General features: G+C 50.7%; 10 protein-coding genes. 7 read left to right on the top strand and 3 right to left on the bottom strand.

Translation table 11 applies throughout. From position 1 onward, the window contains the following. Window positions 1-42: 42 nt before the first annotated feature. Both IEY53_RS12445 and IEY53_RS12440 read right to left on the bottom strand, forming a co-directional pair. Entirely contained in the window at window positions 43-636 is a 594-nt protein-coding gene (locus IEY53_RS12445; protein ID WP_229696118.1) for a TetR/AcrR family transcriptional regulator, read from the bottom strand. Window positions 637-1,032: 396 nt separating this feature from the next. Further along, window positions 1,033-2,145, bottom strand: a complete 1,113-nt coding sequence (locus IEY53_RS12440) for a glycoside hydrolase family 88 protein (protein ID WP_189025327.1) — start codon at window positions 2,143-2,145, stop codon at window positions 1,033-1,035. Window positions 2,146-2,343: 198 nt separating this feature from the next. Here IEY53_RS12440 and IEY53_RS12435 point away from each other — a divergent pair, with 198 nt between their 5' ends. From IEY53_RS12435 to IEY53_RS35075, 7 genes are all read left to right on the top strand, one after another. After that, window positions 2,344-3,072: a glycosyltransferase family 2 protein gene (locus IEY53_RS12435; protein ID WP_189025325.1), complete on the top strand. Its 729-nt coding sequence runs from the start codon at window positions 2,344-2,346 to the stop codon at window positions 3,070-3,072. A 319-nt stretch (window positions 3,073-3,391) separates the two neighbouring features. Next, window positions 3,392-3,745: a hypothetical protein gene (locus IEY53_RS12430; protein ID WP_189025323.1), complete on the top strand. Its 354-nt coding sequence runs from the start codon at window positions 3,392-3,394 to the stop codon at window positions 3,743-3,745. A gap of 452 nt (window positions 3,746-4,197) precedes the next feature. After that, window positions 4,198-7,746 carry a hypothetical protein gene (locus IEY53_RS12425; protein WP_229696117.1) on the top strand — a complete coding sequence of 1,183 codons (3,549 nt, stop codon included), beginning with the start codon at window positions 4,198-4,200 and terminating at the stop codon, window positions 7,744-7,746. Between the two features lie 39 nt (window positions 7,747-7,785). Further along, window positions 7,786-8,820, top strand: coding sequence for a hypothetical protein (locus IEY53_RS12420; RefSeq protein ID WP_189025321.1), 1,035 nt, complete (start codon window positions 7,786-7,788; stop codon window positions 8,818-8,820). An 18-nt stretch (window positions 8,821-8,838) separates the two neighbouring features. Continuing rightward, complete coding sequence (locus IEY53_RS35085; protein WP_229696116.1) at window positions 8,839-9,378, top strand: hypothetical protein; 540 nt, start codon at window positions 8,839-8,841, stop codon at window positions 9,376-9,378. 45 nt (window positions 9,379-9,423) lie between these two features. Continuing rightward, entirely contained in the window at window positions 9,424-10,134 is a 711-nt protein-coding gene (locus IEY53_RS35080; protein WP_229696115.1) for a hypothetical protein, read from the top strand. A gap of 9 nt (window positions 10,135-10,143) precedes the next feature. After that, complete coding sequence (locus IEY53_RS35075; protein WP_229696114.1) at window positions 10,144-11,286, top strand: hypothetical protein; 1,143 nt, start codon at window positions 10,144-10,146, stop codon at window positions 11,284-11,286. A 427-nt stretch (window positions 11,287-11,713) separates the two neighbouring features. Here IEY53_RS35075 and IEY53_RS12410 read toward each other — a convergent pair whose 3' ends face one another. Continuing rightward, window positions 11,714-13,243 carry a glycosyltransferase gene (locus IEY53_RS12410; RefSeq protein WP_189025319.1) on the bottom strand — a complete coding sequence of 510 codons (1,530 nt, stop codon included), beginning with the start codon at window positions 13,241-13,243 and terminating at the stop codon, window positions 11,714-11,716. Window positions 13,244-13,287 lie beyond the last annotated feature (44 nt).

The following is a 13,287-nucleotide window of genomic DNA, read 5'->3' as shown; positions in this document are numbered from 1 at the left end:
AAGCCTTCAGCCAGATGAAGGCTGGAGGCTTGTTAGCGATGGTTAAGAGTGATGTTTCGTAAACAACGAACGGGCTAACATAGCCATCGTCTGCTTGTAGACGGCGTTGGCTGACTTCTCATCTCCGAGGAATCCGCCCATATACAGGTGAATGACACCATGTAGCGAAGCCCAGATGGTACCCACTATAGTTTGAATATCTTCCTGTTCAGAGATCAGGCCTTGGTGCTGTGCGCTGCTGATTAGGATCTGCAATTGACGCATGGCGGTCATTGTCCCTTGCATGCTCTCGGCATCCGGTTTGAATTCGGCAAAAGCGCCCCCGAACATCAGCTTATAATAACTGGCATGCTGCTGTCCGAATTGCCAGAAGGCATCGCCCAAATGCAGCAAATGCTGCAGCGGATCGGCGGATTGCGGTACGTTTTCAAAGGCTTCGGCAAGAATTTTGCAGCCCTCCAGATACAACTGCTGGGCCAAGCCTTCTTTATTGACAAACAAGCTGTAAATGATTTTGGTGGAACAATCCATTTTCTGTGATACTTTGCGAACGGTTACGGCTTCAGGACCCTCTTCCTGCAAAATGGCAGCGGCAGCATCAACCACAAGCCTGCGGAGATTTTCCGTATTTTGCAAGCGGGCTTCCTGGTATGTTTTTAAGAGTGGGGGCTTCGGATGGTTATGATTATTTTCGTTGCTTATAGGAATCACCTTCATTCGGTTGTAGTGTTGCCAACAGGAAACGAGGTTGCTGGACTTATATCAGGCATTCTAACCATTAGCAGGGCGCTTGTCAAATTCAATTATCAAGGTGTTCTTTACGGAGGCGCTTTGGTTGGGAGAACCGCAGCCGTGGAGTCCAATTTTTCGCTCTTTGCCCTAGCTCCACCGATACGGACTTCTTTCATGTGATAGGCATAGAAGAAGCCTCTGTTAGCCAAAAAGACACGCCCGCGCAAACCATAATTTCATTTGATTACGAAAAAGCCCTTCCGTTTACCCATTTGGTAACCGAAAGGGCGTTCTATCCATTTAGAATATCCGGTGTTTCCACCCGTTTAATTTGGCAACCGCTTCTACATAATAGTAATCTCCATAGATCAGCGAGACATCTATAAAGGAATCTCCGCTGCCAGTTCCATGCAACAGAATTGCTTCATGTTCCGGCTGAGCCCAGGTGGTGTAATTCTCCGTCAAGGAACGCAAAATGCGTTCGGCGGCGCGTGCGTACAGGTTTTTTTCGCCCAGTGGAACGATGTCGGCCAATTCAAGCAGGCCGGAAGCGGCGATGGCGGCCGCCGAGCTGTCTCTGTACAAACGTTTGTCGTCTTCCAGACGGAAATCCCAATATGGAATCTGATCCTCCGGCAGGGCGGAAATGAAGTAATGGGCAATCCGCTTGGCCGTATTCAGGAAACGTTCGTCACCCGTATGGCGGTAAGTATTCACAAAGCCATACAATCCCCAGGCTGCTCCCCGGCTCCAGCAGGATTCGGGTGAATAGCCTTGTCCCCCAAAATTCTCAAGATAAGCCCCCGTCTCTGCATCGAAGGAAATAATGTGCTTCGTAGAACCGTCTTCGCGAATACCGTACTGCATAGTTGTCTCCGCGTGGCTGACTGCAATATGTTTGTAGCGGGGATCACCTGTAACCTTACTGGCCCAGAACAGCAGGGAGATATTAAGCATGCAGTCGATGATAACCCAGCCGTATTTATCCTCATTCCAGGCCCGGATGAATTTGCCGACCGGATTATAGCGGGCTGCCAGGAAATTAGCTGCTTCAATACCCCGGCGAAGCCCATCCTCATCTCCGGTTAAGGTATGTTTGATTACGGCAGTCGGCAGAAATTGAAAACCTACATCATGATGCAGCTCCACTGTGGGCTTGACGAACCATTCTTCCAGAGTGCCATCCCAGTGCCAGGCCGCTTTTTTATAGAGATCTTTACCGGTCATCTCATGCATGATCCAGAGCAGTCCAGGCCAGAAGCCGGTGGTCCACCAGTCCGAGCCGATATCGTCAAACTTCCCGTCTTCACCGGCGAAGTGGGGGCATTTGTCTCCAATCTGTGCCACCATTTGTTCTGCTTTTGCATCCAGTCTGTTCAGGATCTCCTGCCAGTAAGCTGTGTCTAGACTCATTCCCTATGACCTCCATTTGTTGAATGTGTCCTGAGTATAGCGCGAAATCCAGTCTGGAAAGTTGTAATATGATATGCGAAAATGTTCATATTTTGTCATGCTTTCAATTCCTCGAAAAGGGGCACCTCATCAATATGAATTGCATATATTATCTAGCAAGCCATTCATGCGCGCTGCAGTTTGAAAGGGGACAAACACGTGATCATACATCTATATGCATTATGCTGGAATGAGGCAAAAATGCTTCCGTTTTTTTTTAAGCATTATGATAATATAGTCGACCAATACTATATTTTTGATAATGACTCAACTGATCATTCTGTATCCATGTTAAGGGCGCATCCCAAAGTTAATTTGAATAGATTTGTAATAGAAGGGAATTCCCTTGTGAGATCAGCACAAGAGAAATTTAACCAATTTTGGAAAGAGAGCAGAGAAAAGGCAGACTGGATTATTGTCTGTGACGTAGATGAACATTTTTATCACCCTAATCTTAGAATATACTTACAAGAATGTACTTCCAAAGGGATAACATTGGTTGTCCCTAATGGATATGAAATGGTTTCTGATTTTTTTCCGGATAGCCATCAATCTTTACATGAAACGATAAGGAATGGTGTAAGAAGTCCTACGTACGACAAACCACAAATATTTAATCCCACCGAGATTCAGGAAATAAATTTCAGCCCAGGCAGGCATACTGCTTCACCTGTAGGGAATGTAATTAAGCCCTCCCATAGTGAAGTTCTACTATTACATTATAAGTATTTGGGATTTGACTATGTTAATTCGCGTTTTTCAGCATTGCAACAAGGGCTGCGCGAAGGGGATATCGATAATCGATGGGGATTTCACTATTTATGGAAAGAGAAGCAAAAATCGGAACAGTTTGAGGCTTTAAAGAATAAATCTGTAAGAGTGTTGTAGCATGAACCGTTAACCCTACGATCAAGATGGAAGCTTATTTAAAAACATATAAGTGAGGCACCCTGCTACATTGGGTGTCTTTTTTTATGGTTTTTGGCTGCCACAGTTATCCATTTCAACCAAGCACATTTTTATTTTGCAGCAGTCTTGTGAACGATTGGCCACGCATCTTAATTTTAATAGCCAAACAAACAATCAGATATAACAAATTAGCAATATTATACATGGAACTTTGAAAAATCCGGCTCCTATTCTAGTTCTATCATTTTCATTGGATTCATGGCTTCAGTCAATAACCAGTAAAGGAGGTATCCACTTAATGGCGGTATTATCAACTGGACCTATTGAAAATAGTCCTGTTGGCGGGGTCAGATCGATCCAACAGATCACGGTGAAAATGCTGAATCGAGATCCAGCCAACTTTGCAACTAATTTAATTCAGGGATTCTTTTTAAACGGATTAAGAACGTTGTATGTACTAGAAGAAGTGTTTTTAGCCCCCAATACAGTTGTTACGAAAAATTATGGAGCAAACCTCGATGCCTATGAATTCGTCTTTACCACAAGCGCTCAGGCTGAAGCAAGTATTGACATCTCGGTGTGGGGAAAAAGCGGAAGCGGGGCCATCATTGGCGTTCAGCGTATTGTTGCTGACGAGCAACTAAGGTCATAAAGCTCAACTTAGCTGCAGAGACATACAGTGATCATCTAACATCGTTGAGTCATAAGCTAGAGGGACGGAATCTTGAGGAAGAAAACCCTACCACTTCAAAAAGGAGGGAGTATCTTACATGGCAGTATTGTCAACTGGACCTATTGCAAATGATCCTGTGAATGGCGTCAGACCCACACAACTGATCACGGTATTGATAGATAATAGAGATCCTGTAAATTCTTCTACCGTTTTAGTCGAGGGTTACAATTTAAATGGCAGCAGAACATTATACGTACAGGAATTGGTTGAAGTTGGGCCAAATGCGGATGTAGCCAGGAACTATTATGGAAATCTAACTGCATTTGAATTTGTCTTCACCACAAGCGGAGCAGCAGAAAATGAAATCCAAGTTTCTGTGTGGGGCAAAGATGCATTGGGGCAATTGGTACCTGCCCATCGATTAGTATCGGATGAACTTTTGGGAACAGAGGCAGCTGGGCCTCAAGGTGCTCAAGGACCTCAAGGCGACGAAGGTGATCAGGGCGTACAAGGACCTCAAGGCGTTCAAGGTATTCAAGGACCACAGGGCATTCAAGGACCTCAGGGCGACGAAGGAGTTCAAGGACCTCAGGGAGACCAGGGTATCCAAGGACCTCAAGGTGATCAGGGCGTTCAAGGGCCTCAAGGTGACCAGGGTATCCAAGGACCTCAGGGAGATCAAGGCGTTCAAGGGCCTCAAGGTGACCAAGGGCCTCAGGGAGATCAGGGAATTCAAGGACCACAAGGTGACCAAGGTGATCAAGGACCTCAGGGCGTTCAAGGAGTTCAAGGACCACAAGGTGACCAAGGTGATCAAGGACCTCAGGGCGTTCAAGGAGTTCAAGGACCTCAGGGAGACCAGGGTATCCAAGGACCTCAAGGTGATCAGGGAGTTCAAGGGCCTCAAGGCGACCAGGGTGTTCAAGGACCTCAGGGTAACCAAGGTGAACAAGGACCACAAGGGGATCAAGGCGTTCAAGGACCTCAGGGAGACCAGGGTATCCAAGGACCTCAAGGTGATCAGGGCGTTCAAGGGCCTCAAGGTGACCAGGGTGTTCAAGGAGTTCAGGGTGACCAAGGCATTCAAGGACCACAGGGCGACCAAGGAGTTCAAGGACCTCAGGGTGACCAGGGTATTCAAGGCCCTCAAGGCGACCAGGGTGATCAGGGAGACCAAGGCGTTCAAGGGCCTCAAGGGGATCAGGGTGTTCAAGGTCCTCAGGGTGACCAGGGAGTTCAAGGACCTCAAGGTGATCAGGGCGTTCAAGGACCTCAGGGGGATCAAGGTATTCAAGGACCTCAGGGAGACCAAGGCGTTCAAGGGCCTCAAGACCAAGGCGTTCAAGGGCCTCAAGGGGATCAGGGTGTTCAAGGACCTCAAGGGGATCAGGGTGTTCAAGGACCTCAAGGGGATCAGGGTGTTCAAGGACCTCAGGGTGACCAGGGAGACCAGGGAGTTCAAGGACCTCAAGGTGACCAGGGAGTTCAAGGACCTCAGGGCGACCAAGGCGTTCAAGGACCTCAAGGTGATCAAGGTATTCAAGGACCACAGGGTGACCAGGGTGAACAAGGACCTCAAGGTGATCAAGGCGTTCAAGGACCTCAAGGCGACCAAGGTGATCAGGGAGACCAAGGCGTTCAAGGCGTTCAAGGACCTCAGGGTGACCAGGGCATTCAAGGACCTCAAGGCGACCAGGGTGACCAAGGAGATCAGGGCGTTCAAGGACCTCAAGGTGATCAGGGTGTTCAAGGGCCTCAAGGCGACCAGGGTGACCAGGGAGACCAAGGTGTCCAAGGACCTCAGGGAGACCAAGGTGTTCAAGGACCTCAAGGTGATCAGGGCGTTCAAGGACCACAGGGCGACCAAGGAGTTCAAGGACCTCAGGGAGACCAGGGTGTTCAAGGACCTCAAGGGGATCAAGGAGTTCAAGGACCTCAGGGAGACCAAGGAGTTCGAGGACCTCAGGGAGACCAAGGCGTTCAAGGGCCTCAAGGGGATCAGGGCGTTCAAGGACCGCAGGGAGACCAAGGTGTTCAAGGACCTCAAGGGGAACAAGGAGTTCAAGGACCTCAAGGCGACCAGGGTGACCAAGGCGTTCAAGGGCCTCAGGGCGACCAAGGAGTTCAAGGACCTCAGGGAGACCAGGGTGTTCAAGGACCTCAAGGTGACCAGGGTGTTCAAGGACCTCAAGGCGACCAGGGTGTTCAAGGACCTCAAGGCGATCAGGGTGTTCAAGGGCCTCAAGGCGACCAAGGTATTCAAGGACCACAGGGAGACCAAGGTGTTCAAGGACCACAGGGCGACCAGGGTGACCAAGGCGTTCAAGGACCTCAAGGGGACCAAGGCGTTCAAGGACCTCAAGGCGACCAGGGTGTTCAAGGACCTCAAGGCGACGAAGGCGTTCAAGGGCCTCAAGGTGATCAAGGTATTCAAGGACCTCAGGGCGATCAAGGAGTTCAAGGACCTCAAGGTGACCAGGGTGAACAAGGGCCTCAGGGTGATCAAGGTATTCAAGGGCCTCAGAGTGATCAAGGTATTCAAGGGCCTCAGGGTGATCAAGGTATTCAAGGACCTCAGGGTGATCAAGGTATTCAAGGGCCTCAGGGTGATCAAGGTATTCAAGGACCTCAGGGTGATCAAGGTATTCAAGGGCCTCAAGGGGATCAGGGTATCCAAGGCCCTCAAGGGGATCAGGGTGTTCAAGGACCTCAAGGGGATCAAGGTATTCAAGGACCTCAAGGGGATCAAGGTATTCAAGGACCTCAAGGCGACCAAGGTGATCAGGGCGAACAAGGTGTTCAAGGTCCTCAGGGTGACCAAGGTGATCAAGGTGATCAAGGACCTCAGGGCGTTCAAGGTGTTCAAGGACCTCAAGGCGACCAGGGTGACCAGGGTGACCAGGGTGACCAGGGTGACCAGGGTGACCAGGGTGACCAGGGTGACCAGGGTGACCAAGGCGTTCAAGGACCTCAAGGTGACCAGGGAGACCAGGGAGTTCAAGGACCTCAAGGTGACCAGGGAGTTCAAGGACCTCAGGGCGACCAAGGCGTTCAAGGACCTCAAGGGGATCAAGGTATTCAAGGACCACAGGGTGACCAGGGTATTCAAGGACCTCAAGGAGATCAGGGCGTTCAAGGACCTCAAGGGGACCAAGGAGTTCAAGGGCCTCAAGGTGACCAGGGTGTTCAAGGACCACAGGGTGACCAGGGTGTTCAAGGACCACAGGGTGACCAGGGTGTTGAAGGACCTCAGGGCGACCAAGGAGTTCAAGGGCCTCAAGGTGACCAAGGTATTCAAGGACCTCAAGGGGATCAAGGCGTTCAAGGACCTCAAGGTGACCAGGGCGTTCAAGGACCTCAAGGTGACCAGGGCGTTCAAGGGCCTCAAGGGGATCAAGGCATTCAAGGACCTCAAGGCGACCAGGGTGTTCAAGGGCCTCAAGGCGACCAGGGCGACCAAGGTGTCCAAGGACCACAGGGAGACCAAGGTGTTCAAGGACCACAGGGTGACCAAGGTGTTCAAGGATCACAGGGCGACCAAGGAGTTCAAGGATCACAGGGCGACCAAGGAGTTCAAGGGCCTCAAGGTGACCAAGGTATTCAAGGACCTCAAGGGGATCAGGGTGTTCAAGGACCTCAAGGCGACCAAGGCATTCAAGGACCTCAGGGTGCTCAAGGCATTCAAGGACCTCAAGGCGACCAGGGTATTCAAGGACCTCAAGGCGACCAGGGTATTCAAGGACCTCAAGGAGATCAGGGCGTTCAAGGACCTCAAGGGGACCAAGGAGTTCAAGGGCCTCAAGGTGACCAGGGTGTTCAAGGACCACAGGGTGACCAGGGAGTTGAAGGATCACAGGGTGACCAAGGAGTTCAAGGGCCTCAAGGTGACCAAGGCGTTCAAGGGCCTCAAGGTGACCAGGGTGTTCAAGGACCACAGGGTGACCAGGGTGTTCAAGGACCACAGGGTGACCAGGGAGTAGAAGGACCTCAGGGCGACCAAGGAGTTCAAGGTCCTCAGGGTGACCAGGGTATCCAAGGACCTCAAGGGGATCAAGGCGTTCAAGGACCTCAAGGGGATCAAGGCGTTCAAGGACCTCAAGGTGACCAAGGCATTCAAGGACCACAGGGTGACCAGGGTGTTCAAGGACCACAGGGCGATCAAGGAGTTCAAGGACCTCAAGGTGACCAAGGCATTCAAGGACCACAGGGCGACCAAGGAGTTCAAGGACCTCAGGGTGACCAAGGCGTTCAAGGGCCTCAGGGTGACCAGGGAGACCAAGGTGTCCAAGGACCTCAAGGTGTTCAAGGACCTCAGGGTGACCAAGGAGTTCAAGGACCTCAAGGAGATCAGGGCGTTCAAGGACCTCAGGGCGACCAAGGAGTTCAAGGACCTCAGGGAGACCAGGGTGTTCAAGGACCTCAAGGGGATCAAGGAGTTCAAGGACCTCAAGGTGACCAAGGCATTCAAGGGCCTCAAGGCGACCAAGGAGATCAGGGAGACCAAGGAGTTCAAGGACCTCAGGGAGACCAAGGAGTTCAAGGACCTCAGGGAGACCAAGGAGTTCAAGGGCCTCAAGGGGACCAAGGCGTTCAAGGACCTCAAGGCGACCAAGGTATTCAAGGACCTCAGGGCGACCAGGGCGTTCAAGGACCTCAAGGCGATCAAGGTGTTCAAGGACCTCAAGGGGATCAGGGCGTTCAAGGACCTCAGGGCGACCAAGGCATTCAAGGACCACAGGGAGACCAGGGCATTCAAGGACCACAGGGCGACCAAGGCATTCAAGGACCTCAAGGTGACCAGGGTGAACAAGGGCCTCAGGGCGATCAAGGTGAACAAGGACCTCAAGGCGATCAGGGTGACCAAGGAGTTCAAGGACCACAGGGTGACCAGGGTGATCAAGGACCTCAAGGAGACCAAGGAGTTCAAGGACCTCAAGGCGACCAAGGAGTTCAAGGACCTCAAGGCGACCAAGGAGTTCAAGGACCACAGGGCGATCAAGGTGAACAAGGACCTCAGGGCGACCAAGGTGAACAAGGACCACAAGGTGACCTAGGCGTTCAAGGGCCTCAAGGTGATCAGGGCGTTCAAGGACCTCAGGGCAATCAAGGAGTTCAAGGACCTCAGGGCGACCAAGGTGAACAAGGGCCTCAAGGCGACCAAGGAGTTCAAGGACCACAAGGTGACCAAGGCATTCAAGGGCCTCAAGGCGACCAAGGAGATCAGGGAGACCAAGGCGTTCAAGGACCTCAGGGAGACCAAGGTGTTCAAGGGCCTCAAGGCGACCAAGGTGTTCAAGGACCTCAAGGTGATCAAGGCGTTCAAGGACCTCAAGGTGACCAAGGACCTCAGGGCGACCAAGGCATTCAAGGACCTCAAGGCGACCAAGGAGTTCAAGGACCTCAGGGAGACCAGGGAGTTCAAGGACCTCAAGGGGATCAAGGAGTTCAAGGACCTCAGGGAGACCAAGGAGTTCAAGGACCTCAGGGAGACCAAGGAGTTCAAGGGCCTCAAGGCGACCAGGGTGATCAAGGACCTCAAGGAGACCAAGGAGTTCAAGGACCTCAAGGGGATCAGGGTGTTCAAGGGCCTCAAGGCGACCAAGGTGATCTAGGACCTCAAGGCGACCAAGGAGTTCAAGGACCACAGGGCGATCAAGGTGAACAAGGGCCTCAAGGTGATCAAGGTATTCAAGGACCTCAGGGAGACCAGGGTGTTCAAGGACCTCAAGGGGATCAGGGTGTTCAAGGGCCTCAGGGCGACCAAGGAGTTCAAGGACCTCAGGGAGACCAGGGAGTTCAAGGACCTCAGGGAGACCAGGGAGTTCAAGGACCACAGGGTGACCAAGGTATTCAAGGACCACAGGGTGACCAAGGGGTTCAAGGACCACAGGGCGATCAAGGTGAACAAGGACCTCAAGGCGACCAGGGCGACCAAGGTATTCAAGGACCACAAGGCGACCAAGGTATTCAAGGACCACAGGGTGACCAAGGGGTTCAAGGACCACAGGGAGACCAAGGGGTTCAAGGACCACAGGGCGATCAAGGTGAACAAGGACCTCAAGGCGACCAGGGTGACCAGGGCGACCAAGGTATTCAAGGACCTCAAGGTGACCAAGGTGTTCAAGGGCCTCAGGGCGACCAAGGTGATCAAGGACCTCAGGGCGTTCAAGGAGTTCAAGGACCTCAGGGCGACCAAGGCGTTCAAGGGCCTCAAGGTGACCAAGGGGTTCAAGGACCACAGGGTGACCAAGGCGTTCAAGGCCCTCAAGGGGACCAAGGAGTTCAAGGACCTCAAGGCGATCAGGGACCTCAGGGTGACCAAGGTATTCAAGGACCTCAAGGGGACCAAGGTGTTCAAGGGCCTCTAGGAGACCAGGGTGTTCAAGGACCTCAAGGTGACCAGGGAGTTCAAGGACCTCAGGGTGATCAAGGTATTCAAGGACCACAAGGGGACCAAGGCATTCAAGGACCTCAAGGTGACCAAGGTGTTCAAGGACCTCAAGGTGATCAGGGTGTTCAAGGACCTCAAGGGGATCAGGGCGTTCAAGGACCTCAGGGTGATCAAGGTATTCAAGGACCTCAAGGTGACCAAGGAGTTCAAGGACCACAAGGTGACCAGGGAGACCAAGGCGTTCAAGGGCCTCAAGGGGATCAGGGTGTTCAAGGGCCTCAGGGAGACCAAGGCGTTCAAGGGCCTCAAGGGGATCAGGGTGTTCAAGGGCCTCAGGGAGACCAAGGCGTTCAAGGGCCTCAAGGGGATCAGGGCGTTCAAGGACCTCAAGGGGAACAAGGAGTTCAAGGACCTCAAGGCGACCAGGGTGACCAAGGCGTTCAAGGACCTCAAGGCGACCAAGGAGTTCAAGGGCCTCAGGGCGACCAAGGTGAACAAGGACCTCAAGGAGATCAGGGCGTTCAAGGACCTCAAGGCGACCAAGGAGTTCAAGGACCTCAAGGGGACCAAGGTGTTCAAGGACCACAGGGTGACCAGGGCATTCAAGGACCTCAGGGAGACCAAGGAGTTCAAGGACCTCAGGGAGACCAGGGTGTTCAAGGACCTCAGGGAGACCAGGGTGTTCAAGGACCTCAAGGGGATCAAGGCGTTCAAGGACCTCAGGGAGACCAGGGTATCCAAGGACCTCAAGGGGATCAGGGCGTTCAAGGACCTCAAGGCGATCAAGGCGACCAAGGCGACCAAGGCATTCAAGGACCTCAGGGCGACCAGGGAGTTCAAGGACCTCAAGGTGACCAGGGTGAACAAGGGCCTCAGGGCGATCAAGGTGAACAAGGACCTCAAGGCGATCAGGGTGACCAAGGAGTTCAAGGGCCTCAAGGTGATCAAGGCGTTCAAGGACCTCAAGGAGACCAAGGTGACCAAGGCGTTCAAGGGCCTCAAGGCGACCAGGGTGACCAAGGTGTTCAAGGACCACAGGGTGACCAAGGCATTCAAGGACCTCAGGGCGACCAAGGTGACCAAGGCGTACAAGGACCTCAAGGTGACCAAGGTCCTCAGGGTGACGTAGGACCTTAAGGTGAACAAAGTGTTCAAGGTCCTTAAGTCGAGTTAGGACTTTAAGGACCGAAGGTTAAGGGATATATAGATGACCCAAAGGTTATTTATAACTTTTGGGTCTTTTTTTGTCGCCTCGGAGTAAAAATGACTCAATATCATTTATTAACCGTTACGGAGGAGAAGTTCTTCACCAACAATACGTATATCTTGAATAACATACGTTTAATTATTGATTAAAGAAAGGACACGAAAAAAGAGACGTATCAGAAGCCCTGCTCATTCGAGCCAGGGTTTCAAATACACGTCTCAGGCAGTTAGAGTTCCACCAAACCGCATAAAAAAAACCTTTGTCGAAGTCCTCTTGGAATACTCGGAGAGACTTTGACAGAGGTATTATCAAATAATGGTAGGCTGGTGTTCTGGCTATTCGTTGAGATTTAAGGCAATACAACCACTTTCTCTTTACAGGAAGCAATAAATTTTGCGTATTGAATACAAGTTTCCAATGAATCATCCCGCTGCATGGGCCACCATCTTATCGCTCCCATAGGAGCTTTGGACGCATAGGTTTCGACTTCCTGTGGAACACGACCCACAACCACAATCTCTATGTCCCTATAGTTGTTTTCAACGCCCTTTTGGAGAGTCAGTAATAATTGAGTATTCTCTTTTTCAGGACAGGAATAGGAGATAGGGAATAATATCGAGGATCGGGAAGTATCTTCTTGAATAACATTAGCAGACTTCCGGGCAGGATCATTTGCAGGAGTCTCCCATATCCGATTATACGGAAGTTGTTCTGGTAAACCGAGTTCCTTCAACCTCATAGAAATTCTTTGAAAATAGCCTCTATTTAGTTCTCTTACAAGAACCTGAATCTGCTTATTTCTCAGGAATGTGGTGTTGTCTCCATTTGCATTGCGATATTGGATATATAATAAATCAGGGACATAGGCAAATTTAGTACAAAGAAACGTCCGGACTAGCATATCGTAATCATCCGCCACCAATAGTTCATCACGATGGCCCCCAATTAGATGGTAACAGTCCCTCGTCCACGCACGGGGGTGATTGGGTAAACCGACCAAATGACGAATGGTTTTCCCATTAATGGTTGTATGTTTTTGTGCATTTTGCCATCTGTTCATTTCATGCAGCCAGACTCGATAAAAAACACTGTAACCAAAACCACAATCCCAACCATACCAATGCGCATTATTGCTCCCTACATAAACCTCTGCACAATCCCCATAAACAAACCCGCATTCAGGGTTTTGCTGGAACGCCTTAACGATTTTCTCTAAACATTCAGGAGTGAGCTCATCATCATGATCGACTTCCACTAAAATTTCCCCCGTACATAAACCAGCTGCATACCTCTTGACGGCTCCTATATACCCATTGCGGGAATCTTGGCGATACCTCCGTACACGGTGGTCATTTAGCGGAAGTAAATCCTGCTTGTATGTCTCATCTTCATCACCGGAGTCATCAACAATGACCCATTCCCAATTTTTGTAGGTCTGCTTCAATAAGGATTGGTAAGGCCGTTGTATTTTTTCTTTTGACCTATAACTGGCTGTAAACACAGAGACTAGCGGAGTTTTGGAAGAAAAATGAGTTGGAGGAACAGTCCTATTCTCTGGGAGCGGGTCCGTTGCTTTGAGCCAGCAGAAAAATAAATGAATGGGTTGGATATCATTTGGGGATTGGAAGTGTAACCAGCGTTTTTTTTCGTGACTGGGCAACGATATTAGTGTTGGGAAGTCTCCCCACTTCTCTCCCAAAGAAACGTAGACTCGAGGTTTCGGGAGGCTGTTGTCTAATATTGGATTATTGGGTTCATACAAGTTCACTGTGATGTGGATTTCTTCTAACCTGTCTATCAATTCCTTTAAATCTTCCTTTATAATGTTGCTCGATACAAATAGATAAGCTGTCAATAGTGGAGTGAAATTCAATGACATGATCATTCTCCTTTTACTAGTTTCAAACCAGGCAAGAGAGAGGT

The sequence above is a fragment of the Paenibacillus albidus genome (assembly GCF_014644435.1).
Taxonomy (GTDB): domain Bacteria; phylum Bacillota; class Bacilli; order Paenibacillales; family Paenibacillaceae; genus Paenibacillus_AQ; species Paenibacillus_AQ albidus.
The sequence above is the reverse complement of the archived record's forward strand: the minus strand, read 5'-3'. Positions and strand labels throughout refer to the sequence as shown.

Excerpts from the sequence above, each read along its gene's own strand:
- IEY53_RS12440 (WP_189025327.1), bottom strand. The coding sequence starts at position 2,145 with ATGAGTCTAGACACAGCTTACTGGCAGGAGATCCTGAACAGACTGGAT.
- IEY53_RS12425 (WP_229696117.1), top strand. The coding sequence starts at position 4,198 with ATGAACTTTTGGGAACAGAGGCAGCTGGGCCTCAAGGTGCTCAAGGAC.
- IEY53_RS12430 (WP_189025323.1), top strand. The coding sequence starts at position 3,392 with ATGGCGGTATTATCAACTGGACCTATTGAAAATAGTCCTGTTGGCGGG.
- IEY53_RS12410 (WP_189025319.1), bottom strand. The coding sequence starts at position 13,243 with ATGTCATTGAATTTCACTCCACTATTGACAGCTTATCTATTTGTATCG.